Origin of the sequence: Sphingopyxis sp. BE259 (assembly GCF_031457495.1) — a bacterium.
Lineage (GTDB): Bacteria > Pseudomonadota > Alphaproteobacteria > Sphingomonadales > Sphingomonadaceae > Sphingopyxis.
Window position 1 is genome coordinate 758,801 of sequence record NZ_JAVDWM010000001.1, and the last position, 26,057, is coordinate 784,857.

General features: G+C 62.3%; 24 protein-coding genes. 15 read left to right on the plus strand and 9 right to left on the minus strand.

The window, feature by feature from the left end:
* Positions 1 to 13: 13 nt before the first annotated feature.
* Positions 14 to 2,026, plus strand: coding sequence for a conjugal transfer protein TraG (locus J2X44_RS03685; protein WP_310087983.1), 2,013 nt, complete (start codon positions 14 to 16; stop codon positions 2,024 to 2,026).
* Positions 2,023 to 2,460, plus strand: a complete 438-nt coding sequence (locus J2X44_RS03690) for a CopG family transcriptional regulator (RefSeq protein WP_310087985.1) — start codon at positions 2,023 to 2,025, stop codon at positions 2,458 to 2,460. Before J2X44_RS03685 ends, J2X44_RS03690 begins: the two co-directional genes overlap by 4 nt.
* Here J2X44_RS03690 and J2X44_RS03695 read toward each other — a convergent pair.
* The 4 genes from J2X44_RS03695 to J2X44_RS03710 form a co-directional block, all read right to left on the minus strand.
* Complete coding sequence (locus J2X44_RS03695; protein ID WP_310087987.1) at positions 2,436 to 3,425, minus strand: JAB domain-containing protein; 990 nt, start codon at positions 3,423 to 3,425, stop codon at positions 2,436 to 2,438. The two genes, J2X44_RS03690 and J2X44_RS03695, sit on opposite strands and share 25 nt — an antisense overlap.
* Entirely contained in the window at positions 3,374 to 3,766 is a 393-nt protein-coding gene (locus J2X44_RS03700) for a hypothetical protein (RefSeq protein ID WP_310249193.1), read from the minus strand. The genes J2X44_RS03695 and J2X44_RS03700 overlap by 52 nt, the downstream gene beginning before the upstream one ends.
* A gap of 122 nt (positions 3,767 to 3,888) precedes the next feature.
* Positions 3,889 to 4,221: a hypothetical protein gene (locus J2X44_RS03705; RefSeq protein WP_310087991.1), complete on the minus strand. Its 333-nt coding sequence runs from the start codon at positions 4,219 to 4,221 to the stop codon at positions 3,889 to 3,891.
* 59 nt (positions 4,222 to 4,280) lie between these two features.
* Positions 4,281 to 4,796 (minus strand): helix-turn-helix transcriptional regulator, encoded by a 516-nt coding sequence (locus tag J2X44_RS03710; protein ID WP_310087993.1) that lies wholly within the window; start codon positions 4,794 to 4,796, stop codon positions 4,281 to 4,283.
* Between the two features lie 218 nt (positions 4,797 to 5,014).
* On the opposite strand from J2X44_RS03710, the gene trbB reads away from it, so the two are divergent.
* From trbB to J2X44_RS03765, 11 genes are read left to right on the plus strand one after another with little or no spacing between them, the layout of a single operon-like run.
* Complete coding sequence (gene trbB / locus J2X44_RS03715; RefSeq protein WP_310087995.1) at positions 5,015 to 5,995, plus strand: P-type conjugative transfer ATPase TrbB; 981 nt, start codon at positions 5,015 to 5,017, stop codon at positions 5,993 to 5,995.
* Positions 5,992 to 6,315, plus strand: a complete 324-nt coding sequence (locus tag J2X44_RS03720) for a TrbC/VirB2 family protein (protein WP_310087997.1) — start codon at positions 5,992 to 5,994, stop codon at positions 6,313 to 6,315. Before trbB ends, J2X44_RS03720 begins: the two co-directional genes overlap by 4 nt.
* Positions 6,315 to 6,584 (plus strand): VirB3 family type IV secretion system protein, encoded by a 270-nt coding sequence (locus J2X44_RS03725; RefSeq protein WP_294029135.1) that lies wholly within the window; start codon positions 6,315 to 6,317, stop codon positions 6,582 to 6,584. The genes J2X44_RS03720 and J2X44_RS03725 overlap by 1 nt, the downstream gene beginning before the upstream one ends.
* Complete coding sequence (trbE, locus tag J2X44_RS03730; RefSeq protein ID WP_310087999.1) at positions 6,581 to 9,025, plus strand: conjugal transfer protein TrbE; 2,445 nt, start codon at positions 6,581 to 6,583, stop codon at positions 9,023 to 9,025. The genes J2X44_RS03725 and trbE overlap by 4 nt, the downstream gene beginning before the upstream one ends.
* Before the next feature lie 5 nt (positions 9,026 to 9,030).
* Positions 9,031 to 9,747: a P-type conjugative transfer protein TrbJ gene (trbJ, locus tag J2X44_RS03735; RefSeq protein ID WP_310088001.1), complete on the plus strand. Its 717-nt coding sequence runs from the start codon at positions 9,031 to 9,033 to the stop codon at positions 9,745 to 9,747.
* A gap of 1 nt (position 9,748) precedes the next feature.
* Positions 9,749 to 9,991, plus strand: coding sequence for a putative entry exclusion protein TrbK-alt (gene trbK-alt, locus J2X44_RS03740; RefSeq protein WP_310088003.1), 243 nt, complete (start codon positions 9,749 to 9,751; stop codon positions 9,989 to 9,991).
* A gap of 4 nt (positions 9,992 to 9,995) precedes the next feature.
* On the plus strand, positions 9,996 to 11,276 hold the full coding sequence (trbL, locus tag J2X44_RS03745) for a P-type conjugative transfer protein TrbL (RefSeq protein ID WP_310088005.1): 1,281 nt from the start codon (positions 9,996 to 9,998) through the stop codon (positions 11,274 to 11,276).
* 4 nt (positions 11,277 to 11,280) lie between these two features.
* A complete protein-coding gene (gene trbF / locus J2X44_RS03750; protein ID WP_310088008.1) occupies positions 11,281 to 11,964 on the plus strand; it encodes a conjugal transfer protein TrbF in 684 nt (227 codons plus the stop codon).
* Positions 11,961 to 12,815, plus strand: a complete 855-nt coding sequence (trbG, locus tag J2X44_RS03755; RefSeq protein ID WP_310088010.1) for a P-type conjugative transfer protein TrbG — start codon at positions 11,961 to 11,963, stop codon at positions 12,813 to 12,815. Before trbF ends, trbG begins: the two co-directional genes overlap by 4 nt.
* A complete protein-coding gene (locus tag J2X44_RS03760; RefSeq protein ID WP_374046498.1) occupies positions 12,812 to 14,044 on the plus strand; it encodes a TrbI/VirB10 family protein in 1,233 nt (410 codons plus the stop codon). Before trbG ends, J2X44_RS03760 begins: the two co-directional genes overlap by 4 nt.
* Positions 14,041 to 14,262: a DUF2274 domain-containing protein gene (locus J2X44_RS03765; RefSeq protein ID WP_037557589.1), complete on the plus strand. Its 222-nt coding sequence runs from the start codon at positions 14,041 to 14,043 to the stop codon at positions 14,260 to 14,262. Before J2X44_RS03760 ends, J2X44_RS03765 begins: the two co-directional genes overlap by 4 nt.
* A gap of 356 nt (positions 14,263 to 14,618) precedes the next feature.
* On the opposite strand, the gene J2X44_RS03770 is transcribed toward J2X44_RS03765, so the two are convergent.
* Positions 14,619 to 15,431, minus strand: a complete 813-nt coding sequence (locus J2X44_RS03770) for an alpha/beta hydrolase (RefSeq protein WP_037557590.1) — start codon at positions 15,429 to 15,431, stop codon at positions 14,619 to 14,621.
* Between the two features lie 930 nt (positions 15,432 to 16,361).
* On the opposite strand from J2X44_RS03770, the gene J2X44_RS03775 reads away from it, so the two are divergent.
* Positions 16,362 to 17,396: a VacJ family lipoprotein gene (locus tag J2X44_RS03775; protein ID WP_161786577.1), complete on the plus strand. Its 1,035-nt coding sequence runs from the start codon at positions 16,362 to 16,364 to the stop codon at positions 17,394 to 17,396.
* A 191-nt stretch (positions 17,397 to 17,587) separates the two neighbouring features.
* Positions 17,588 to 17,821, plus strand: a complete 234-nt coding sequence (locus J2X44_RS03780) for a hypothetical protein (protein ID WP_152567707.1) — start codon at positions 17,588 to 17,590, stop codon at positions 17,819 to 17,821.
* 399 nt (positions 17,822 to 18,220) lie between these two features.
* Here J2X44_RS03780 and J2X44_RS03785 read toward each other — a convergent pair whose 3' ends face one another.
* The 4 genes from J2X44_RS03785 to J2X44_RS03800 all read right to left on the minus strand — a co-directional run bounded on the left by J2X44_RS03785 (position 18,221) and on the right by J2X44_RS03800 (position 26,049).
* The gene (locus tag J2X44_RS03785) at positions 18,221 to 21,157 is read right to left on the minus strand and encodes a TonB-dependent receptor (protein WP_137752008.1); all 2,937 of its coding nucleotides are present in this window, start codon (positions 21,155 to 21,157) and stop codon (positions 18,221 to 18,223) included.
* Between the two features lie 670 nt (positions 21,158 to 21,827).
* Positions 21,828 to 22,805, minus strand: a complete 978-nt coding sequence (locus J2X44_RS03790; RefSeq protein ID WP_037557592.1) for an alpha/beta fold hydrolase — start codon at positions 22,803 to 22,805, stop codon at positions 21,828 to 21,830.
* A complete protein-coding gene (locus J2X44_RS03795) occupies positions 22,802 to 24,439 on the minus strand; it encodes an NAD(P)/FAD-dependent oxidoreductase (RefSeq protein WP_052182483.1) in 1,638 nt (545 codons plus the stop codon). The genes J2X44_RS03790 and J2X44_RS03795 overlap by 4 nt, the downstream gene beginning before the upstream one ends.
* On the minus strand, positions 24,436 to 26,049 hold the full coding sequence (locus J2X44_RS03800) for an acyl-CoA synthetase (RefSeq protein WP_037557593.1): 1,614 nt from the start codon (positions 26,047 to 26,049) through the stop codon (positions 24,436 to 24,438). Before J2X44_RS03800 ends, J2X44_RS03795 begins: the two co-directional genes overlap by 4 nt.
* Positions 26,050 to 26,057 lie beyond the last annotated feature (8 nt).

Here is a 26,057-nt window from a genome sequence, read left to right on the forward strand (position 1 = left end):
AAGGCACGCTGCAATGAACGACAAAATCCTCTGGGGCCAGATTGCCGCGGTCGGTTCGATTGCGATTTTCGCGGTCTGGGCAGCGACGCAGTGGACCGCCGCCGCGCTCGGATTTCAGCCGGCGCTGGGCGCGCCCTGGTTCCGCCTCGGTGATTATCCGGTCTATCCGCCGCCCGCCTTCTTCTGGTGGTGGTTCGTCTATGACGCTTACGCGCCGCCGATCTTCTACCGCGGCGCCATGATCGCGGCGTCGGGCGGCTTCGCCTCGATCATCGTCGCGATCGCCATGTCGGTGTGGCGCGCCCGCGAGCGGCAGCGCGCTGAGACCTATGGTTCGGCGCGTTGGGCCGAGGCGGGCGATATCCGGCGCGCCGGCATGCTCGGCGAGGCCGGGGTCATCTTGGGGCGGTTTGGCCGAAGCTATCTTCGCCATGACGGCGCCGAACATATCCTCTGCTTCGCGCCGACACGATCGGGCAAGGGCGTCGGCCTCGTCGTGCCGACGCTTCTCACCTGGCCGGGCAGCTGCATTGTGCACGATATCAAGGGCGAAAATTGGCAGCTGACATCGGGGTTCCGGGCCCAGCATGGGCGCGTCCTGCTCTTCGATCCCACCAACATCGCATCGGCGGCCTACAATCCGCTCCTCGAAGTGCGGCGCGGAGCATGGGAAGTGCGCGACGTGCAGAATGTCGCCGACGTGCTTGTCGACCCGGAAGGGAGCCTCGAGAAGCGCAATCATTGGGAGAAAACGAGCCACTCGCTGCTCGTCGGCGCGATCCTGCATGTCCTTTATGCCGAGGAGGACAAGTCGCTTGCCGGTGTCGCGGCCTTTTTGTCCGATCCGCGGCGCGGCATCGCCTCGACTCTGCGCATCATGCAGACCACCGCGCATCTCGGGGAAGCGGGGGTCCATCCCGTCGTCGCCGCGGCCGCGCAGGATCTGCTCAACAAGTCCGCCAATGAGCGGTCGGGGGTGCTTTCGACCGCCATGTCCTTTCTCGGACTTTACCGCGATCCGGTCATCGCGGCGGTCACGCGCCGCTCGGACTGGCGCATCGCCGACCTTGTCGCGGGGGAGACGCCGACCTCGCTCTATCTCGTCGTGCCGCCCGGCGACATCAGCCGCACCAAGCCGCTTATTCGCCTGATCCTCAACCAGATCGGGCGGCGCCTCACCGAGGAGCTCAATCCGCGTGCGCGTTCGCAGCGCCTTCTCCTCATGCTCGACGAATTTCCGGCGTTGGGGCGCCTCGATTTCTTCGAGAGCGCGCTGGCGTTCATGGCGGGCTACGGGATCAAGGCGTTCCTGATCGCCCAGTCCTTGAACCAGATCGAAAAGGCCTATGGCCAGAACAACGCCATCCTCGACAATTGTCATGTCCGCGTGAGTTTCGCGACAAACGACGAGCGGACGGCCAAGCGCATCTCGGACGCGCTCGGCACGGCCACCGAAATGCGCGCGATGAAAAATTATGCCGGACACCGGCTCTCGCCCTGGCTTGGCCATCTGATGGTCTCGCGGACCGAGACCGCCCGCGCGCTGCTGACGCCTGGCGAGGTCATGCAGCTTCCGCCTGATCAGGAAATCGTCATGGTGGCGGGCGTCGCCCCGATCAGGGCGAGCAAGGCGCGATACTATACCGATCCACGGTTCATGGCACGGATCCTGCCGCCGCCCGTGCCGCCAGACGTCGCCGAATGTCGTTCAAACGACTGGAGCGCCTTAGCCCGACCTGCAGTTCTGCCAACAGAGACGATTGAAAACGCGATGCACGATGAAACCGTCCAGAAGGCCGAGGATGAAGAGGAAGGCACAGAGGCTAATAGCGGCATCCGGCAGGTGCCGGCGATTCCCGACCACGAGAATATCGCCCCCGCGCCGCGTCCGGTTGCCAGCGAATTCGATTTTGCAACAAACGAGCAGGAGGAAGACCCTGCCCGCGATAGGCAGGCCGTCGACCGGGCGATGCGCCGCGGTGCGCGCCTGGCTTCGCAGGATCCGGACGACGGAATCGAACTATGAGGAAGTCGTCGGTCAAGCGGACCTTCCGGATCGATAGCGTGTTGGCGCGCCAGCTCGACGAACGCGCTAGCAGCCGCCGCATCACGCGCACCGACATCGTCGAAGCAGCGCTCGCATCTTTGCTGACCCCCGATCATGAGGAGCGGCTCGAAGCGGTGCTGACACGGCGGCTCGACAGGCTCTCGCGGCAGCTCGACCGGCTCGAATGGCATGTGGAATTGTCGAACGAAACCCTCGCGCTGTTCGTTCGCTCCTGGCTGATCAACAATTCGCCGCTTCCCGATACCGCGCTTCGCGCCGCGCAGGTGACCGGCAAGAAACGATGGGAGGCCTTTGTCGATTCGCTGAGCCGCCGCATGGAGCTCGGCCCGAAGCTTGGTGACGAATTGTCCCGCGACGTGGACGGCGATCATTCGTCGCCCGCCGCGAAATAGGCCAGGAGGCGATGTGCGAGATCGGGCGTCAGCCGGATGAAATTGCGTCGTCCGTCGTAGCGGTCCGCTTCGCGTGTCACTAGGTCCGCGTCGCAAAGGCGCTGCAGCAATCTCAGGGCACTGCTCATCGGGAGTCCCGACGCAATGCAAAGCGAGCTGGTCGACACCGATTTGGCCGCGGCCTCGTGGATGAAAAGATCGATGAGCATGTCCCAGGCCGGTTCGCCGAACAGATCGTCGGCGCCGACAAGCTGGCGGCGCAGCAAGCGCCGCCGCGATACGCGCTGCGCGTTGGCGAGCGCCAAGCCGACATCGGGGGCGCTCCGCCAATCGGCATTCCTGTCGCGAAGTACCGTGGTGGGTGAGGACGTGAAGCTGGAAGGTGCGCGGCCTCGGATAATCGTGTGATGCCCCCGGAGCGCGACAACGATATGTTCCAGCACCTCGACATCGAGCGTCTGCCCGATCGTGGCTAGGCGCTCGGTAGCCTCGATATCGCGCCGACTCGGCGTTGGATCGCCGCTCGGATGGTTGTGGACGAGAATGATCGCGGCGGCGTCGAGCTCGATCGCCCGCCGAAATATGGTGCGGGGATAGATTGCGAGATGCCCCAATGTTCCGCGCTGCAATTGCTCATCGGCGATCAGGCGGTGCGACGGGTCGAGGAACAGCACGCGCAGCGCCTCGTCGGGAAGCGCGCCCATCGACGCGGTGAGATAGCGGAGCAGTTTTGGATTTTCGGGATCGATGCCGCGACCGCTTACCTCTTCGCGCATGGCCTCCAGTGATACGCGGCGCGCGGCAACGATCATTGCGCCGACCGGACTGTCCTTGCCGAGCGTTCGTGCCAGCGCTTCGGGTGACTGCGCGAAGAGGCGCGCGAGTGTCCGATGCTCGGCAAGCAAGCGCTCGGCTAGGGGCTCGCAATGTTCGGGATCGATGGCGGCGACGAGATTTGCCAGCATGGCTCGCTGTCGCCGCGCGCCAGCCGACGCTGGTGACGCCAGGTTGCGAGGATGAGGATTGCCGGCACCGGCCACGACGTCGCCACTTGCATTGCGAGATACGCCGCCGGATGAAGCGCCACGTCGAGGATGCGGCTCGTGTGGGCGAGCAGCGGGACCAAGTGCAAAACGGCGATGCACATGGGCCAGAAGCGATGCGCAAACAGCGCGAGCGTGACGGTGGATGCGGCTCCAAACAAGTCGATCGCGAGATGGCCGGTGTCGAGCGATGCAAAAGTCGGCGGAACGAACAAGTGGAGCAATTGGTCCAAGCCCACCATCGTCACCGCGATCGCCGCCATCGACCGTTCCGGCCCGCCGCCCTTCCAGGCGGCATAGCCGACAGCAACAGCCAAGAAAGCGAGAAACAAGGCAATGCGCACGCCCCGAAACTTTCACGGCTGTCGCTCCCGGTCAACCGGAGTCAGGCCGCCGCAGCCTGCGCGCCCGTACCTGCCTCTGCAATCGACGGGCATTCATGAAGGTCATAGCCCGCGGTTTCGCGCCCGATGTCGGCAAGCTCGCCATGGACCCGCAGAATATCGCCGCTGACATCGACTAGCGCCATTTGCGCCTTCATCAATCGGCGGATCGTCGCCTGGCCCTTCGTCGCCGGCACCCCGTTCGTATCGCGCCGCGCGGTAACGACGCTCGTCATCAGCGAAGACACCGCGATGAGCGCATCGTCGATCCTGACTTCGGCGGCCGGGACGTCGCGGATCAGACGGGCTGCCGTGATGGTGATTTCCTTGGACATGACTTCTCCTCTGCCGAAAGCATCGCTCCGACTTATTGGTGGTGGACAGGATGAAAGGATCAGCCGGAGATCAGCCGTGTCAGCGTTTCACCGATCGTCACCCCCGCCAGCATCAGCAGGATCAATCCGGCAAACATCGCCGCCATGATCCAGACTTTGCTCGAACGCGAGTGATCGCGCCTCCAGAGACCCTTGAACGGCGGGTCGATCGCAATGGGATGCTTGGTGAACGATGCATGATCGTTCAGCGCCAATGCGACCGGCTCTCCGTCCGGGAAATCGGATGGCACCAGTTCGGGGCGCGGCGGTAGTATGACCGGATCACATGGTATCCGATCATAGGTCGACCGGAGCCGTGCGTAGAGGATCGCCGTCTCATCGCGATTGGCCGCGCCGAGGACATCGCGCGCGGTCGTGAGCCGCAAATCAACGGCCTGCTTGGATATATTGAGCTGCCGCGCAATCTGCTTCGACGTTTGCCGCTCAACCAGCAAATCGAGACAAGCACGCTGCTTGTCGGTCAGACGCGCCCAGCGCGCCGCCTCGTCGGATGGGTGCGACCCCGAATCACTCATCCTGACACTGTTGTCAAAAATGCGCCGAGCACAAGCTACGCGGTCCGATTCGCGGTTGCTTGCCCGATGTAACCTGCTCGCCGCCTACGCCACGCCCTGTCTTTCTATCCCATTGTACGACGACACGAAAAGCTTGTTGAACTGCCGGCTTTTCTGCGTCTCTTACTCGTCCCCGTCGAGCCGGGCACGTCCGCCCGGCCCTGAAAACGGGGTTCCCGATGGGCACAGAACCGAACCGGCTGGAGGCACGCCATCGCAGCGCGCGCATGCTGCGCACGGCGCTCGGCGACGCGATCGCCGAATGGCTCGCCGATCCCCAGATCATCGAAATCATGCTCAATCCCGACGGGCGGCTGTGGGTCGATCGGCTGGGCGAGGGCATTGCGGACAGCGGCCAGACGCTGATGCCTGCCGACGGCGAGCGCATCATCCGGCTCGTCGCCCATCATGTCGGCGCCGAAGTCCATGCCGCCGCCCCGCGCGTCTCGGCCGAACTGCCCGAGGGCGGAGAGCGCTTCGAGGGGCTGCTGCCGCCGGTCGTGACGGCGCCGACCTTCGCCATCCGAAAACCCGCGATCGCGGTCTTCTCGCTCGACGACTATGTGGCGGCGAGCATCATGCTTGCCGGCGAGGCGGAGGTGCTGCGCGCCGCTGTGCGCGATCGCCTCAATGTCCTCGTCGCGGGCGGCACCGGAACCGGCAAGACGACGCTCACCAATGCGCTGCTTGCTGAAATTGCGGGAAGCAGTGATCGCATCGTCCTGATCGAAGACACGCGCGAGCTGCAATGCGCCGCCCCCAATCTCGTCGCGATGCGCACCAAGGACGGGGTCGCTTCGCTCTCCGATCTTGTCCGGTCTTCCTTGCGGCTGCGCCCCGACCGCATCCCGATCGGCGAAGTGCGCGGCGCCGAGGCGCTCGATCTGCTCAAGGCCTGGGGCACCGGCCATCCGGGCGGAGTCGGCACGATCCACGCGGGCAGCGCGCTCGGCGCGCTCCGCCGCATGGAGCAGTTGATCCAGGAAGCGGTGGTCACCGTCCCGCGCGCCTTGCTCGCCGAGACGATCGATCTCGTCGCCGTGCTCGTCCGCGACGGCACCGGCCGCCGCCTGTCCGAATTGACGCGCGTCGACGGGCTCGACCCGGCGACCGGCGAATATCGCCTCATTCCCTCTGTTCCCGCAGGAGACCTGTCATGAAATTTGCCCGTTCCGATCGCGCGATGTGGAGCGCTGCTGCGTTTGGCATTGCCTTGGTTTTGTCGGCGCCGGCTCATGCGGGCGGCTCGTCGATGCCCTGGGAGGCGCCGCTCCAGTCGATCCTTGAGAGCATCGAAGGGCCGGTCGCCAAGATCGTCGCAGTGATCATCATCATCGTGACCGGCCTCAGCCTTGCTTTCGGCGACACATCGGGCGGCTTTCGCCGGCTCGTGCAGATCGTGTTCGGCCTGTCGATCGCCTTTGCAGCGTCGAGCTTCTTCCTGTCCTTCTTCTCCTTCGGCGGCGGGGCGCTGGTCTGATGGGCCGGGACGGCGAGGTGCCGGGTTTCTTCGCGCCGGTGCATCGCGCGCTCGCCGAGCCGATCCTGCTCGGCGGCGCGCCGCGCAGCCTCGCGATCGTCAACGGCACGCTCGCCGGCGCGATCGGCCTTGGCCTCCGGCTCTGGCTCGCCGGTCTCGCCATCTGGGCGATCGGGCATGCCCTCTCGGTCTGGGCTGCGCGCCACGACCCGCAATTCGTCGACGTCGCCCGGCGTCACCTCAAATATCCCGTCTGGATGCAGCCATGATGAACCTCTCCGAATATCGCACCAAAGCCGCTTCGCTCGCCGATTTCCTGCCCTGGGTGGCGCTCATCGCCGAGGGGATCGTCCTCAACAAGGATGGCTCATTCCAGCGCACCGCGCGGTTCCGCGGCCCCGATCTCGACAGCGCCACGCCCGCCGAGCTCGTCGCGGTGACCGCGCGGCTCAACAGCACGCTGCGGCGGCTGGGTTCGGGATGGGCGGTGTTCGTCGAGGCGCAGCGCGTCCCCGCGCTCTCCTATCCCGTGTCGGACTTTCCCGATGTTGTGTCCGAGCTGGTGGATGTCGAACGCCGCGAGCAATTCCGTGAGGAAGGCGCCCATTTCGAGAGCTTCTATTATCTGACGCTCTTGTGGATGCCGCCCGCGGAGGAAGCCGCGCGCGCCGAGGCCTGGCTCTATGAGGGGCGCTCGAAGACCGGTGTCGACCCCAAGGAATTGCTGAAAAGCTTCATCGACCGCACCGGGCGCATGCTTCATCTCGTCGAAGGCTTCATGCCCGAGGCCGAATGGCTGGATGATAGCGACACGCTGACCTATCTCCACAGCTGCATCTCGACCAAGGTCCAGCGCGTCCGCGTTCCCGAAACCCCCGCCTATCTCGACGCGCTGCTCGCCGACGAAGCGCTGGTCGGCGGTCTCGAGCCGCGCCTCGGCGATCATCATCTGCGCACGCTCACCATCACTGGCTTTCCTAGCGTCACCTTTCCCGGCCTCCTCGACGAACTCAATCGCCAGGCCTTCGCCTATCGCTGGTCGTCGCGCGCGATCATGATCGACAAGACCGATGCGACCAAGCTGCTCACCAAGATCAGGCGGCAATGGTTCGCCAAGCGCAAGTCGATCGCGGCGATCCTCAAGGAAGTGATGACCAACGAGGCGTCGGTCCTGATGGACAGCGACGCCTCGAACAAGGCGGCCGATGCCGACATGGCGCTCCAGGAGCTTGGCGCCGACGAGGCGGGTATCGCCTATGTCACCGCGACTATCACCGTCTGGGATCGCGATCCGGCGCTCGCGGCCGAGAAGCTCAGGCTCGTCGAGAAGATCGTCCAGAGCCGCGACTTCACCTGCACGGTCGAAGGCGTCAACGCGCTTGAGGCCTGGTTCGGGAGCCTCCCCGGCCATGTCTATGCGAATGTCCGCCAGCCCCCGGTTTCGACGCTCAATCTCGCCCACCTCATTCCCCTGTCGGCGGTGTGGGCAGGGGCGGAACGGGACGAGCATTTCGGTGCAGCCCCCTTGCTTTACGGCAAGACCGAAGGCTCGACCCCGTTCCGCCTCACTCTTCATGTCGGCGATGTCGGCCATATGCTGGTGGTCGGACCGACCGGCGCCGGCAAGTCGGTGCTGCTCGCGCTGATGGCGCTCCAGTTCCGCCGCTACGAAGGCAGCCAGATTTTCGCCTTCGATTATGGCGGCTCGATCCGCGCCGCGGCGATCGCGATGGGCGGCGACTGGCAGGATCTCGGCGGTGCGCTCCACGATGCCGGCAGCGCCGGATCGGTCGCCCTGCAGCCGCTTGCGCGCATCGACGAAGCGGCCGAGCGCGCCTGGGCAGCCGAATGGCTCGCCGCTTTGCTTGCGGGCGAAGGGGTGGATGTCGATCCCGCCGCCAAGGAGCATATCTGGTCGGCGCTGAATTCGCTGGCGAGCGCGCCTGTGTCGGAACGGACGCTGACCGGTCTCGCCGTGCTGCTCCAGTCGCAGGAGTTGAAGCTTGCGCTCGCGCCCTATCTGGTCGGCGGTCCCTGGGGCCGGTTGCTCGATGCCGAAGCCGAGCATCTTGGGACGGCGCGCGTCCAGGCGCTCGAAACCGAAGGGCTGGTCGGCGCATCCTCCGCGCCGTCGGTTCTCGCCTATCTGTTTCACCGCATCGAAGGCCGGCTCGACGGGTCGCCGACCCTGATCATCATCGACGAGGGCTGGCTCGTCCTCGACAGTCCCGCCTTCGCGGCGCAGCTGCGCGAATGGCTGAAGACCCTCCGCAAGAAGAATGCGAGCGTGATCTTCGCCACGCAGAGCCTTGCCGACATAGAAGGCTCGCGCATCGCGCCGGCGATCGTCGAAAGCTGCCCGACACGCATTTTCCTGCCCAATGAACGCGCTGCCGAGCCGCAGATCGCGCGCATCTACGAACGCTTCGGGCTCAACGATCGCCAGATCGAGATATTGAGCCGGGCGACCCCGAAGCGCGACTATTATTGCCAGTCGCGGCGCGGCAACCGGCTGTTCGAACTCGGCCTTGGCGATGTGGCGCTCGCCTTTACCGCCGCCTCCTCGAAAACCGACCAGATCAAGATCGGCGAGCTGATCGAGACCCGCGGCCATGCCGATTTCGCCGAATTCTGGCTGCGCCACCGCGGGCTCTACTGGGCCGCCGATCTCCTCGCCAATCTCGAAATCCCCGACCACCTGAAGGAGTGAATGCCATGAAAAATGTGATCAACCGCGCGCTGTTCGCCGCTCTGCTCGCCGGATCGACCGTGACCGCGATCGGTACATCCGCCCCCGCCGCGGCGCAGGTCGGCGGCATCGTCCACGATCCGCGCAACTATGCGCAGAATATCCTGACCGCCGCGCGCACCCTCGAGCAGATCAACAATCAGATCAGCATGCTCCAGAATCAGGCCACTTCGCTGGCGAACGAGGCGCGCAATCTGTCGAGCCTGCCCGTCTCGACGCTGCAGCAATTGCAGGGTCAGGTCGATCGCACCCGCCAATTGCTCGGGCAAGCGCAGCGTGTTGCCTATGACGTCGGCGATATCCAGACCGCCTTCGATGCGCGCTACAGGGGCGCTGCCCTGTCGGGCTCGCAGGCCGCAATGGTCGCCAATGCCGAGGCGCGCTGGAACGACAGCGTCGGTGCCTTTCAGGACGCGATGAAGGTGCAGGCCGGCGTCGTGACCAATATGGGGGTCACGCGCCAGTCGATCGGCACCCTCGTCTCGGCAAGCCAGTCGGCGACCGGCGCCTTGCAGGCGGCACAGGCCGGCAACCAGATCCTCGCGGTCCAGTCGCAGCAGCTCTCCGATCTGGCCGCCGCGATCGCCGCGCAGGGCCGTGCCCAAATGCTCGACGCCGCGCGCAGCGCCGCCGCCGAGGCCGAAGGCCGCGAACGCTTCCGCCGCTTTCGCAAGGCCGACTGAAATGGGCCGGGCGGCGAAGATCGCGGCGGTCGCGGTGCTCGGCGGCGTGCTTATGGCGCTGGCGATCCTGCACCTCTCTTCGCCGCCCGCGTCCGATACATCGCCCCCGAACAGGATTGGGGGAGACGCAAGCCCCGTCGCTTCGACCGTTTCGGAGCGCTGCCGCACGGTGACCGTGGCCGACACCGAATGCGCCGCCGCCTGGGAGGCGAAGCGTCGCCATTTCCTTGGACAGAAGGACTAGGGCCATGGAAGACACCGGCGTTATCGACCAGTTTCTGGCGGTCTTCTCGACCTATATCGACAGCGGTTTCGGCCTGCTCGGCGGCGAGGTCGGCTTTCTCTCCTCGACCCTCATCGTCATCGACGTGACGATCGCGGCGCTGTTCTGGGCGTGGGGCGCCGACGAGGACATCATCCAGCGTCTCGTCAAGAAGACGCTCTACATCGGTGTCTTCGCCTTCATCATCGGCAATTTCCAGGGTCTCGCGGTCATTCTGCTCGAAAGTTTCGCCGGCCTCGGATTGAAAGCGAGTGGCGGCGCGATGGCGATCGGCGACTTCATGCGCCCCGGCGTCGTCGCCGCGACGGGGATCGATGCGGCGCAGCCTCTGCTCGATGCCTCCGCCGACTTGGTCGGTCCGGTCGGCCTGTTCACCAATTTCGTGCAGATCATGATCCTGCTCATCGCCTGGGTGATCGTCGTCCTCGCCTTCTTCATCCTCGCGGTGCAGGTCTTCGTCACCATCCTGGAATTCAAGTTGGTGACCCTCGCCGGCTTCGTGTTGCTGCCCTTTGCCTTCTTCGGCCGCACCGCTTTCATGGCCGAGCGTGTGCTGGGGCATATCGTCTCATCCGGCATCAAGGTGCTGGTGCTCGCGGTCATCACTGGTATCGGCGTGACCCTCTTCGATCGCTTCACGCAGGCGGGGCTTGGGCCGGAGCCCGACATCGAACAGGTCATGGCGATCGCGCTCGGCGCATTGACCCTGCTCGGCCTCGGCATCTTCGGTCCTTCAATCGCCAATGGCATCGTCGCTGGCGGCCCGCAGCTCGGGGCGGGTGCGGCGGCAGGCACCGCGGTTGCGGCCGGCGCGACGCTCGCTGCCGGGGCGGCGGGAGCAACGCTCGCAACGGGAGCCGCCGCAGCGGCGGCGCGCGGCACGGCCGCCGCCGGCGCGCGCGGAGCGGGCAGTGCTTCGGCTGCCTATGCCGCGGGATCGGCCGGGAAGAGCGGGGCAAAGGCCTTTGGGGCGGGGCTCGCCAATGTGGCGCGGACCGCGGCCAGCGGCGCTGCTGCTCCGGTTCGCAGCATGGCCGAGCGCGTCCGGTCGAACTTCGCGGCTGGCCGCGATGGCGCAGCCGCTAGCGCGGCGCCAGCGCGCGGCGCGGACGGACCCCCGGCCTGGGCCGCCGCGATGCGGCGGCGCCAGACGATGACGCAGGGCGCGACGATCGGCGCCCAGACCCTGAAGGGCGGCGACAGCCATGGCGCCGGATCGGCGCCCGACATCAGCGAAAAGGACTGATCCCATGTTCAAAAGACCCTCCAACCATTATGGCCGCGCGCACGAGCCGGTCACACCCTATCAGCGCGCCGCGCAGGTCTGGGACGACCGGATCGGATCGGCGCGCGTCCAGGCCCGCAGCTGGCGCTTCGCTTTCTTCGGATCGCTCCTCATCTCGGGCGGACTCGCCGCCGGGCTGGTCTGGCAGGCCGCGCGCGGCACAATAACGCCCTGGGTGGTCGAGGTGGACAAGCTTGGCGCCGCGCGCGCCGTCGCGCCCGCCGACGCAGACTATCGGCCGACCGATCCGCAGATCGCCTTCCACCTCGCCCGCTTCATCGAGCATGTCCGCTCGATCCCCGCCGATCCGGTGGTGCTTCGCGCCGACTGGCTCAGTGCCTATGATTTCGCGAGCGCCACCGGAGCCCAGGCGCTCAATGACTATGCGCGGACCAACGATCCCTTCGCCGAGGTCGGCAAATTCCAGGTCGCGGTTGATGTTTCCAGCGTCATCCGCGCCTCGAAGGACAGCTTCCGCATCGCCTGGACCGAGCGCCGCTATCAGGACGGAGGCCTGATCGAGCGCTCGCGTTGGTCTGCGATCGTCACCGTCACGCTCCAGCCGCCACGCACCCCTGACGCGATCACGAAAAATCCGCTCGGGCTTTTTGTCACCGCCATCAACTGGTCGAAGGAACTCAGCCAATGACGACGCCACATTCCCTCCCGATCGCGCTCGGGGCCGCCCTTGCTCTGCTCGCTGCGCCCGCCGCGGCAAGCGATCCGGCCGATCCCCGCCACCGCGTCGGCCGCGCCAACGCCGAGGCGCGGGTCCAGCCCGATCGCCAAGGCTATCGGAATGCCATCCAGCAATATGCCTGGTCCGAAGGCGCGCTCTTTCAGGTCTATGCCGCGCCCGGACAGGTCACCGACATCGTGCTGCAGGAAGGCGAGCAGCTCGTCGGCCCGGGTCCGGTCGCCTCGGGTGACACGGTGCGCTGGATCATCGGCGATACGGTAAGCGGTACGGGCGCGCGGCGCCGCGTCCATATCCTCGTGAAGCCAACCCGCTCGGACATCATGACCAATATGATCATCAACACCGACCGGCGTACCTATCATGTCGAACTGCGCGCGACCGCCACATCCTATATGGCGTCGGTCTCATGGACCTATCCCGCCGACGAACTCATCGCCTTGCAAGTCGCCGAGGCCGAGGCGGCGCGCGCCGCGCCCGTCGCCGGGGCGATCGATCTCGCGGCGCTCAATTTTCGCTACCGGATCGCGGGCGACAAGGTCGATTGGCGCCCGGTGCGCGCCTTCGACGACACGCGCCAGCTCTTCATCGAATTCGGTGAGGATATCGCCACCGGCGATATGCCGCCACTCTTCGTCATCGGCGGCAGCGGCGAGGCAGAGCTTGTCAACTACCGGGTGCAGGGCCGCTACATGATCGTCGACCGCCTTTTCGAGCGCGGCGAACTCCGCTTGGGCGCCGGAAAGCAGGCCCGCGTCGTTCGGATCAAGCGTGAAATGCCGCGCCGCCGGGGGCGGTCGTGACCGGGCCGGCAAGCGAGGCGGTGGCGCCCGCCGACGTGCCGGAAGCGGGCGAGCGCACGGCGCCCGGCCCGGAGGTCGATCCTTTTCGGCTACGCGGCGACACGCCGCGGGTCATGCGGCTTTCGCGCAAGGCGCTCGCGATGATCGGCGCTGCCGGCGGCACCGCGATCGGCGGCGCTCTGCTCTGGGCGCTGCAACCCGTAGCCCCGAAGACCGCCGAGAATCTCTACACGGCCGATGGAGCGAATCGCGCCGAAGTCGTCACCGGTGCGCCCGCCGACTATGGCAAGGTGCCGAAGCTCGGACCGCCGCTACCCGGCGATCTCGGGCGACCGATCGTCTCGGCGCAGCAGAACGGCGAGACGATCCCGGTGCCGCCGATGGGAAATCCGCCCGCCGGCGGGCGCTCACCCGCCGACAAGGCGCGCGATCGGGCGCGGCTGGAGCGCGAGGCCGCCACGGCGAGCCGGATATTCCTTGGAGGAGGGACCTCGGGCGCGCCGGTGGCAGACGCGCAGCGTGGATCGATCGAACCGTCCGCCGCGACCATGTCGGCACCCGAAGGCGGCGCGCGGACTCCGGCGGCGGCGCGGCGCGCCTTTCTCGCGGGCGGCTCCGCCGAACCGTTCGAGAGTGCCGAGCGCCTTCATGCGCCTGCTTCGCCATACATCCTTCAGGCGGGAAGTCTCATTCCGGCCGCGCTGATCACTGGGATCAGGTCCGACCTTCCCGGACAGGTCACGGCGCAGGTGACCCAGAATGTCTACGATAGCCCGACGGGTCGCATTCTCCTCATTCCGCAGGGTGCCCGGCTGATCGGCGACTATGACAGCGAAATATCCGTGGGGCAGGAGCGCGTCTTGCTGGCCTGGAACCGGTTGATCCTGCCCGGTGGCCGATCGATCCGGCTCGATCGTCAGCCCGGCGCCGATGCGCGGGGCATGGCGGGGATTGCCGATCGCACCGACCATCATTGGGGGTCGATGCTGCGCGCGGCGCTCGTCTCTTCGTTGCTCGGCGTCGGAGCCGAACTTGGCTCGGACGGGGATGATGCGCTCGTGCGGGCGCTTCGCGACGGGCCGCAGGATACGGTCAACCAGTCGGGACGGCGGCTCGTCGAGCGTCAGATGAACATCCCGCCAACCCTCACGATCCGCCCCGGCTTCGCTTTGCGGGTCCTTGTCACACGCGATCTGATACTCGAACCGCCGGCGGGTGCGGCCCCATGAGCAAGCTGCGCCTAGGCCCCATCGCCGACGACAAGCCCGTGAAGCTGTCGATCGAATTGACGGGATCCCTCCATCGCGAATTGCTCGTCTATGCCGAGGTGCATGCGAAGGCTAATGGCCTCGCGGCGCCTATGGCGCCGGAAAAGATCGCGGTGCCGATGATCGAGCGCTTTATCGCGACCGATCGTGGATTTGCGACGGAACGGCGGCGGCGCTGAGTGTCTGCGGCGTCATCCTCACGTCGGTCAGGCGTGATCACCCATATGTGTTCGTTCAAACCGCTGGCGGCGGTGCGCCAAAAAAAAGACGCCCGCGCGATCGAAACCGTGCGGGCGTCAGATGAAGATCTCTGTTTCCTGAAAGGAAGAGCTCTTCTGGGTCGCACCGCGCGGATAGCGTCGCGAGCCGACCGATAATTGTACGGCAGCGCCAAAAGATACCCTGGAGCTCAAACCGTTGTCGGCTTTCGGTTAGTTTCAGTCAGAAACCCGGCGATCTCCGATCGGCCAAGACCAGCGATTCCCCTGAGTAGCGAACATTCCGGGGAGAGGGGGTCATTTCTTGCCCTATTTGCTCAAAGAATTCCTGTGTCCTTTAGCCAATCTTCCACGAGCGTCGGCCATCGCTCAACGGGATGACGCAGCGGGCGCATGGCGAAGGCGTGCCCTCCCTTGGCAAAGAGATGGACTTCCGCTGGAACACCTGCCTCGTCCAGCGCTCGCGCATAGACTATGCTATTGCAAATCGGATCGACGGGATCGTCCCAAGCCTGAAGAAGAAATGTTGGCGGGGTCATCTTGGTAACTTTGATACCAGGATCAAGCGAGCCCCCCGATCTGCACAGGTGGCCTGGGAACATTGCGATGGCAAAATCGGGCCGGCTGCTCACTTTGTCTATTTCGTCGACCGGCTCATAAGCAGGTTCGAATATATTGCTGGTCTGCGCGACCAGATACCCTCCGGCTGAGAAGCCTATGACACCGATCTTGCGGGGGTTGATCTTGAGCTCGCTGGCGCGCGAGCGCACCAGGCGTATCGCACGCTGGGCGACCTGCAACGCAAGGAGGTGCTTGGGCGTCACTGCACAATGGCAGTCTTCATCATAATGGTGGCCGCTTTTGGGAACATGGTATTTGACGAGCACGCAAGTGGTGCCTCTTGAAGTCAGCCAGTCGCGAACTTCACTACCTTCCAGATCGATCGCGAGCTTGGAGAATCCTCCGCCGGGAAAAACCAGCATCGCTGTGCCATTGCCTGGTTGTTGGGCGGGAAACACCGTGAGAGTGGGCACAGTGACGTTGAAGGCGCCGGTAACCGGACGTCCGGCGAAGCGTTTCGGATTCGTTGCCGTTTCGCTATACTCTGGAGGAAGTTTGACATCCTCCATGTTCGGCGCCGCTCCAGGCCACGGTGGCGTCTGCTGATGGCCCGCTGGGGTTGCCACACGCCCTCCTCCCTGCCCTCAACGCTTGCCGTCTCGGGCATCTTTGTCGGGCCCTTAGCGTCAGGATCACGCGTCTCGGCCTCGCTGCAGCCAACAACGAAGCCTTGAAAGCACAAAAGGCCTGCTGGAATCACGCTTCGCTGCAATGAAATTCCGAACCGCCCCACATTCCGCATTTTCCTGCTTCCTCACCTCGGATCGCCACCGGAAAAATTTCTCCTGACGACATCCAACCCTTAATTGACCGGGTGACCAAAGGATGATTTCTCGGGCTAGCGTCCAATTTTTTTAGGGACATGCCGTGGGTCGGCGATCAATCTCGCTAAACACGCGCCGCGCCTTTGAAGCCGCAGCGCGGTTGTCTGAACAACCTGAATAGTTCGATCGGGCAAGCACTGCTCGCGTCTCAGGCAGGGTGCGATACTTTCGTCATCGGGTTGCGCAATGTGGTTGGGGGCAAAGCATTGATCCGGAGCATGTTCGGCTCGCTCTTGACGGCGGTACTGTTGCTCGCGCTGAGACCGGGCGCGTCCGCAGAGTTAGTTTTCGAGCCGCTTCCGCCCAGCCCGGAACTAAGCGACCGTCGGCAAAGTGCCTATGCCGGGTCCTCCAGCGAAAATCGTACCTGATAGAACAGGTTGGTCCCATTGCCCGTCCGTACGGACGTTGCTGGGCTAAACGGCAGGCCGAGCTTCTTTATGTTTCCCTACTCATGGGGGAGTATTAAAGCTGGATTGGCCGCATCGTGGGTCAGCTGACATGGGTCGATGGAGGGAGCGTCGTCGGTCGTCGTTTCGGGCCCTTGGCCGAAGCAGGAGTTTGGCAAATGGAATTAATGTTCGCCCCTCTCATGGTGGCGGGATCGCGCGCGCGATGAGCCCTGCAACCGTCGCCGCGCTTCTGTTTCTGTCCGGGGTAGCGCCGCCTCCGACCGACCTCGCATCCGAAAGCCAGACTGAGACCGAGTTGCAGCGGGTAGATGATCCCTCGGCCCCACCCGAGCCGCCGATCGTTGTGCCAGCACTCGGCAACACCCCGCATCCCTCTTTAGCCGCGCCAGCAACCTCCGACGACGAGACTATGGCCGAAATGCCCTCGGCGCCCCATGATATTGTGGTGACGGCCCGTGGCGATGCGCCGCCGGGAGATCCGCTTCAAGCGGTCAATATTGCCTCTTATCGGGCGGTCCAGTCGATCGATGCGGCGCTCGTGGCCCCAGTCGCGATGGGCTATCAAGGTATCGTACCCGAACCTGTTCGCGACGGGCTGGGCAATGCACTGCGTAACCTCAGCGAACCCGTCAATTTTCTGAACTTCCTGTTACAGTTCAAGATCGGCAAGGCTGCCGAGACGCTCGGCCGTTTCGCCGTAAACACGACATTTGGTGTCGGCGGCCTTTTCGATGTCGCGAAGACAATGCCTTTCAATCTGCCTTACCGACGCAACGGCTTTGCCAATACATTGGGTTTCTACGGCGTCGAGCCCGGTCCCTATTTCTATCTTCCGCTTATCGGGTCGACGACATTGCGCGATCTGGCGGGCAACAGCATTGACTTGCTCGTCGTGCCGACCGCGGTCGGCGCGCCTTTCGACCGCACGGCATATGCCGTTCCGACAACTGTGGTCAGGCAACTCAATGACCGCATCGAGGGCGACGCTCAAATCCAGCGCTTGCAACAGGAAAGCCTTGATCCCTATGTCGAGACACGGACCCTCTATCTGGAACTGCGCAAACGCGAAATCGACGCATTGAAAGTTAGGCGCAGCGACCGCAATGGCGAGGCTGGACCTCAAACAGAAATCACGGTCAGCCAGACCGGGCCCTTGTCCGATCCAGAAGGTCTCATCTCCGTCGGCCCCCTTGAACTCGAGACGCCGACCTCGGACGGTTTGCCACCGCGACCTTAACGCCAATGATGCACATTTGGCGGGCGCGCAGAGAAGCCAAAGCGCTTCGAAATTTTGCTCGCACGGAACTCAAGCCGTCAACTGCAATCGCCGCGGTGAATCTCAATAAGCTTCCTCGCTGAAGTTTGGTCTTCCGGTTTCGGACGTGTCGAGACAAATGCCCACAACCGCTATCGGTTCGGCCATCGCGGATGAGTTTTTCGATCATGAACGCGTGCCTCGCGCTGTCTCCGACTGGCGTTCCCGAACTCGCCGATGGTCCCATGTCAAATGCTCGTCGCTTTGCGTGGGAACCGCTGGGCCTTCGCGTGGCAAGATGCGCCGCGCGTCAGATGGGTGTTTTGCTCGCCGAATGGCTCAATTACCGCGCAAACCAGGCTGCCAGATTGGGATCTGGATATCTCTTTTCTGTTCAAAAATTATAGGTTCGCAAGCAAGCTTGGGAATATCGTGATCGATGCGGCGGCCAAGAGTGTCATGCTGCACTCGGCAATCAGGGGCCACAAACCGCCGCGATGATCGTGCCGCCTCCGAACGCTGCCGGATTGATCGCGAGCTCGCGGTGCCGGAGACCAGCGTGCTTCCTACAAGTGCCCGTGGGCAACGGTCAGCGCGCCGTTCGCGTCGGTCGCATGCGACATCGCAAGCACAGGCCGCGAAATTCGGAGATCCTTGAGATGGCTCCAGATGACTTGCCTCTTTCCGTCGCAGATGCCCCCGTTTGGTGCCTTGGGCCTGGCGCATGGAAACCGGCGTCGGAGAAGGTTCCCCCGTCTCTCCGACGCCGCGATTTCTATGCGAGTTAGATTGGAACCGCTAAATCGTCAGAATTTTGCTCCGATGGCGACACCATAACGCCGCGGATCAAGAGTATAGATGTTTGTAAAATTACCGGAAGATGCATCGGTGACATAAAGTCCGGTAACCGAGTTGCTATCGAAAATATTCTGAACGAACCCCCGGACAAACCAGCGCTCGTCGGCGCCATTCAACTGTAAAACCGCATTTGCCTGGACGAAAGGTTCGATACGATTAATCCTGCCGTTGAAGATATTGCCATATTGCTTTCCGGTAAGGGAAATGTCGACGCGGGGGACGAGTGTCATACCATTCCCAACCTCTGCCGTGTACTGCACGCCCATCGAGACCTTGACATTCGGCGCTTGGGGCAATGTGTTGCCCTTGATGTTAACCTCGACGCCAGGACTCAATACCTGGATCCCGCTGTTCGCAGGGATAGCGCTCGCGAGGACACCGCAAATGCCGAACGCGCCGCTGGAGGCGATATTGCCGTCCGAAGGAAATTCCTGCGGTGCGCGAAGGCCGAGAGCCGCATTTACTCCCGCAACGAACGCATCAGCAACGCCAGGCGCAGGTCCCGTGACAGCGCAGTGCGCACCATTGCTGATGTCCTTGATAATCACGGCATCAGGATCTCCGCCGCCCGGATCACGCGGATTGGAGAAGAATTGATCGCCGGCGACCTTGGCATTGAGATAGCTGAAGGACAGATTGATAAGCCAGTTCGGGTCCGGCCTGATGACAGACTCCAGTTCGACACCCCAGATATTGGCGTCAACCGTGTCATTCACAGACGTTCTTGCCACGATGCGGCTGAGCTGCAGTCCACTATATTTGTAGTAAAATGCGGTGGCATTCAGTTGCAACGCGCCGTTTGCGAAGACGTTCTTGGAGCCAATCTCGAAGGCATCGATCGATTCAGAGCCGAAACTCTCGCTGACGGCGAAAATCGGAGAAAGCGGAGGATTGATACCGCCGGATTTGTAACCCCTCGAGTAAGATGCATAGAGTGAATTGTCCGGCGTAACCTCGAAGGCCAGAACTGCTCGTCCGGTAATTTCGTCGAAGCTTACTTCGCGAAACTGGGCGAGCTGTTGGCCCGGTGTCCCCGGGTCGGCATCGAAAAGTCCAGACGGCCCGGTGAGAGGCGTTATCGGGGTATCGAACGGATCTCCATCGTTGGCATAAGGGTTCAGGAAACTGATCAGTGTCGTACGCGCCGTTACATCCTTCTTGTCATTGTTGTAACGCAGCCCCCCGGTCAACGTCAGCCGGTCGCTTAGATCGAAATAGACCTCGCCGAAAATCCCATAGCTCTCCAGATTCGATTCCAGCGAGTTGTTCCGATACATCGACGTCGCGAAATAGGATGGCGGAAGGCCGCCCGACAAGGAGCCGAATGAACCCAATATGGCACTGGCGTAATCGAGCGCAAACGAGTTCACATAATAGCTATTGTCGGTGGTTTTCGATTTCGCGTAAATTCCCCCCAACAGGAAATTGAACGGCCCGTCGAAGTCACTCGTAAGGATGAGCTCTCCGCTCCACGATTCGCGTTGTTCCGAAGATCGATCGAAAGAAAGCGGCGTTTCGGAACACAGCGAGTTCCCTTCGAAAGCGCCTCTGCTTCCATCATCATTATCCGAGGTGCACAGCACGCCCTGCGGACCGTCCGGGATGAGAGCGCCGGCAATCGGCGAAAAATAGGCCGAGGAGCCGGGAATGAAGGCCGGCGCCGGCGGAGCAAGACCCGTCGGCAATCCGTTAGCCGCAAAAAAGGCCAGCGTATTGAGCGCCGGGGCGAAACCGGCACGGCTTTGAATTCCAAGAAAATAGTCCTGCCTAGAATCGACTTCAGTATCCTGATAAATGCCGGTGGCCGTCAGGGTCATCGCGCCGAATTTTTGCTCAAGGCGCGCCTGCACCTGTAGCTCTTCCGCAAAATAGAAGGGCGTATAGGCCGTGTTGACGACACGCACATCGCCAGGCTCCTGAAACCCGGAAAACCCGTCAGGGCCATAAAGGCTGCCAAGGCCGAGTACGGCGGGAATGCCCTGAATGGCGAAGAACTCGGAAGAACTGAGCGTCGCACCGACCGTGGAATTTGCGTTCGTGGTATCGAAATCACGTCGATTGTTCAGGCATCCGAGCACGCCCAATGGATCGCGTTGGCACGTTTGTTTCTGGTTTCTGAGGCGCGTGTCCTTTTCCCGGAAATAATAGCCCATGAGATCGATCGTCGTATCAGGACCGGGCTCGAAACGAAGTGAGCCTCGCAACGCGTAAAGGTCCCGAGTGTCGATGTCCGATCCATCATAAAGATTCGTCGTATAACCGTCGCGGTTCACATATATGCCCGCCAGTCTCACGCCGATCATATCCCCGATCGGGACATTGACCATGCCACGCGCTTCGATGCTGTTGAAATTGCCATACTCGAATTGCGCTTCAGCCTCGAAACGGGAGAGTTTGGGTTTCGCGGTCACGACATTCACGACCCCGGAGGTCGCATTCCGACCGAACAGGGTGCCTTGAGGTCCGCGAAGGACTTCAATCCGTTCCAGATCGAAATATTCGGTCTCGAACAGGCGTGTTCCGAACAAGGGTGATCCATTGACATGAATTGCGGTCGCAGCATCGCAGGTGACGCCGACGCACAGGTCGCCAACGCCGCGAATAGTGAATGAAGCTGAGGTGAAATTGCCTTTCGAGAAAGATACATTGGGCAGCGTCAGCTGTAGATCCGAGGCATTTTCGATCTGCTGGCTTTCAAGCGCCTCAGCGCTGAATGCGCTGACAGCTATCGGCACGTCTTGCAAGCTTTGCGCCTGACGTTGCGCCGTCACGACGATGACATCGTTACCGCCATCTGGCTCTTCAGCTATGGCTTCCTGAGCATTTGAGACCTGTGGCAACGCCATCAGGACGGCGCTTGCCAACAAATAAGCTTTGTTATTCATCACCCTTCTCTCCCTGTCTCGATTTTTTAGTTTCTTACGCGAACCCGTCCTTTTCCCCGGTAGTCGATGTTCAAAAATGGGGCAGCTCGCCGAGCTGCCCCGAGTTTGAGAGGTGGCCAGAAGGAGATTTCCGGAGAGGAAAAGATTCTCGCCGCCCGGCTTGAAGCTGAGCAGTTTTTCGGTATTTGGTAAAGAACTTTATTATGGCACTTTATTATATTGCTCGGGGCGCTGGGAGGTGTTCCATCTCAGATCCGAAGAAATCAGTTTATACATCCGATGCTTGCTGTCAGCGCTTCAGCCTTGGCACGGTCGAGCGCGCGCCGACGACTTTTGGATGCGGCTGCGGTACGGCACGCCCGATCCCGAGCGCATGTCCCGCCGAAGCTGGACAGCCTTTTGTGGCTCCATGACCTTGCCTTGCTGTTTGCCTCGGAAGGCATATCGACCAACTGTGCCACGATAGATTTCTTTGTGGCGCCAAGCAACACAGGCAAGAGAAGAAGATCTAAACAGAACATATGAACTCTGCTTGGTTATTTCTGCCTCGGCCTTAGTATTTATGTCTTGCTGTGCAAAAGAGGCCTCATCGTTTAACTAAATGTTGGATCGGCAATTCTCGCATCGCCATTACGGTCGCATGCAACCATAAAATCGCGCTAGACGTTGCTCAAGTCGGCGCTTCCCAAAGCCGGAGAAGGCTCCTCAACGCGGTGACAAAGGCCAGCGGCTGGTCGAGCATCAGATGGTGGCGGGCTTGAGGCACGGCAATGATCGGAATGGCTCCTCCCCCCAGTTCACGAACATATGCCACGGAATCCCGGTTGAAGAGCTGGCTCTCCTCGCCGTGAACGATAGCCTTGCGGCCCGGCGCGTTCACTAGGCGCTCGCCGATGGTGAGCCACTCGTCGGGCCGGTTGCTCCTCCGGAACACTTCGGGAGAGAATTTCCACGTCCAACCCTCCCCGTCACGCCGCAGAGAATGAAAGGCCATATAGTCCAAAAGAAATGGCTCACCGACAGGCTGGGGTGGGGAAAGGACGTATCGACTGCGCGCCGCGTCGTAGCTGGGATAGCGACTTTTGGCTTTGTCCGGGTCGCCGGATCCGGGGCTGGCGCGGCGGAGATTCCAATACGCTTGCAAGAGCGCAGGTCGCATGACCATCAGGTCGCAAACCACAATGCCGGAGAAGGTATCGGGCGATTGGGTGACGGCCGTCAACGCTGCGCCAGAACCGAAACTGTGGGCAATGATCGTGGGCTTGTGGCCATCCGCAAACAGTCCAAGCGCTTCGGCAATTTCGCCGAACTCGCGCCCCCTGGCCAAGGGGTCGGCGTGCCCTCGCATTTCGCTGTCGCCCATGCCGGCAAGATCGAAGGCCACCACATCATAATCTTCGGCCAGAAACGGCGCGATGAAGGAAAAGCAGCGGGCATGCGAGAGAAAACCGTGCGTCATCAGTACCTTGGGTTTCGCCCGGTCGCCCCAGCGAAAGTAATGCGCTTTGGCACCCTCGATCTCTACATAGCCTTCCTCGCGCGGCACCCTGAGAGCGGAAACGAACCATTCGGGCAGATGCGAACCATCGCCCGCCCAGAGAGCGTCGATGTCCTCGGGGCAATCTTCAATCTTTACCGCCTCGTTCATATTGTTGGGCCGTCCTTGCGTGTGAGTTTTTCGAAAGCGAAGCCAGCATAGCTGCCGGCCGCCTCTTCGTCGCAGAGCGCGGCATAGCCAGACACGCTCGGAAAATTGATGAGCTGGCGCTTCTTTCCCGGAATATTCGCGCCCATGTACCATGAGGCCGCCTCGGGAAAGAGCGTCATCGCGCCAGCCGCGGCAACCATTTCAGTCCAGCCAGTTTCGGCAGCCGGTTTGCCCTCGAAAAGATCGATGTCCCTCCTACGCAACCAGACCATGAAATCGCAAATCCAGTCGCCCTGTATTTCCGCGCTTGTCGGGCCATTGGCGAAACCCGACGGGCTGAGAGGACCATAAGCGAACAACATGTTGGGAAAACCCGACACCGCCATGCCGAGATAGGCGCGCACACCGTCTTCCCACGCCTGCCAAAGGGGAAGCCCCTCCCTCCCGGTGATGTTCATGTCGATCAACCCGCCACGCCCGGCATCGAAGCCGGTCGCAAAAATGATCAGATCGCATTCGACCTCACCGTCTTCCATCTTGATGGCCTGGGGCTCGATACGGATGATCGCGTTTGCCTTCAGATCGACCAGCGCGACATTATCCTGCTCGAAAATTTCATAATATCCCTGTTCGAGCGAGGGTCTTTTCGTGCCGAAAGGATGCGGCGGCTCCGCAGGCGCAAGTTTCTCGGCCAGAACGGGGTCGATAATCCGCGCGAGAACCTTTTTGCGCCAGAACTCATAGGCGTAGCGGTTCGCTTCGCGATTGGTCAGTATGTCGGCAAAGTTGTTGTACCAGAATTTGAGGCCGCCCTGCCGCCACAGGGTCTCGAAATGGTTGTTGCGCGTCGTGGCGTCTACATCGAGCGCGGAGATGTCAAGCGACTGGCATTCGAATCCCCCGTTCGTTCGCTTGCGCCGAACAAAAATGGCGGGATAGCCCTGCTTATCACGCTGCTGAATGTCTTCGGTAAGCCGTTCCTGGCGCATGGGCAGGCCCAGAATAGGAGTCCTCTGAAACAAGGTCAGCTTTTCTGCGCATTTGGCGGCCTCCTGCGCGATCTGCACTCCGCTCGCACCAGTGCCGATGACGGCGATCCGGCGGCCCGAAAGATCGATACCCTGTTGCGGCCATCGCGCCGTGTGACACCAATCGCCTTCGAACGCCGCGATTCCTCGCATATCGGGAATATACGGCTTCGATGCGAATCCCAAAGCGGGCAGAAGGAAGTGTGTCGATATTCCTTCCCCGCCCTCAAGCTGCAGGCGCCACCGTCGTCCCTCTTCATCGAACCTTGCGCTTTGGACCCTCGATCCCATCCGCATAAGCGGCCAAAGGCCCAGCGTATCGCAAACATGCCGGAAATAGGCTCTGAGCTCCTTCCATCCGGGAAAGCGCTCGCTCCAGGCCCATGATTTCCAAACCTCGGGTATCGAAAACTCATAGAGCGGTACCTGCGAGTCCACGCGGGCACCGGGATAGCAATTCCAGTACCAAATGCCGCCGGGCTGGGCGGCCGCATCTACCAGCAGCACCTTGAACCCGGCGTCACGCAATTTGTGCAGCAGATAGATGCCGCTGAAGCCTGCACCGACGATCACGGCATCGTAATCGGGAGAGCCAGTCGATCTCACGTCGCGACATTCGATCGTTCGGCAATCGCTTTTGCCGTTGCATAATCGGCCTTGCCGTTCGAGGCTCGCATGGGGATGTCTGTCGGAATTATGGTCTTGGGAGTTTTGTATCCCGCCAAATGTGCGCGCACATGGGTTTTGACCGCTTGTTCGTCGAACTGGGCGTGGTCGTTGAGGTGGACGATCGCGGTTACGGCTTGGCCCCATTTATCATCCGGCACGCCTACGACCAGCGCGTCCCCGATGGCGGGATGGGTCTTGAGCACTTCCTCGACCTCCTCGGGATAAACTTTCTCTCCCGCCGTGTTGATGCAGACGCTTCCGCGGCCGAGCAAGGTCAGGCTGCCATCGGCTTCTACCCGACACCAGTCGCCCGGAATGGAATAGCGCACCCCATCGATCGTGCGAAACGTCTTCGCGGATTTCTCGGGGTCCTTGTAATAGCCTATGGGGATCGCACCCTTCCGGGCGATAAATCCCGGCACGCCGCTCCCCGGTTCGACTTTCTGGTCGGTTTCGTCGAAAACATCGCAGAACTCGCCGATCCCAAATTTCGCGGTGTTCGTGCCGCCCTCCGCAGTGGTGACGGCAAGGCCGAAGCCGAGGCCTTCGGATGCGCCAAAACTGTCCATCAGTACGATTTGCGGAATATGCCGGCACAGGCCGGACTTGACCTCCTTGCTCCACATCACACCGGAAGAGAGGATTGTAACGAGGCTGCTGGTATCCCAGCGGCCAGGGTGGTCGTCGAGCGCGGAAAGCATTGGCTTGGCAAAGGCGTCGCCCACGATCGCTATACCTTCCACCTTGTGCCTTTCCACCGTATCCCACAGTTCCTCGGCATCGAAAGACCATGCCTCCAACGTAACTATCGCGCCGCCAGACATCAGCGTGCCGATCGCAGTGATAAAGCCCGTTCCGTGCATCAGCGGGCAAGAGGAAAGCGTGCGCCTGCCCGGGCCTTCGCGGGCGATCAGCGCGACATTTTCTTCGAGTGTCTCTGGAACGGGGCCGAGCAACTTCTGTGCGTCGAGTTGGGCCTTGCGCATGTCATCATGACGCCACATCACGCCCTTGGGCATTCCGGTCGTACCACCCGTATAGATGAAAAGCAGATCGGCGGGCGAGCGTGTGATGCCGAGCGCCGATCCGTCCCCCTCTTGCGCGAGAGTCTCATAGTGGATCGCAAAGGGCGCGATTGAAGACAGCTCGCCAATTTCGACGAAGGTGCGAACCTTCCTAAGCCGGTCGTTGAGTTCGACGATAGTGTCGCGGAATTCCGAACTGTAAACGATGACCTCGCTGTCGGAATCGTCGAAGATATAAAACACCTCTTCGGCCCGATAACGGTAATTGATGTTCACATGCGTCAAACGCCCCTTGAAGCAGGCCGCCATCAACTCGCCATATTCGGGTCGGTTGCGCATATAGAAGGCGACCTTCGCGCCATCGCGGATGCCGCGTTGGCGCAACCCGCGGGCGATATTGTTCGAGCGCGCCGACATCTCGGGCCAGGTGACGATCCGGTCTCCATGTATCAGAGCCGGCGCATCTTCGGGCATGAAGGGCTCGATCGCGTCGAGAATATCCCCGAGATTCCAGTCGATCACATTGATTC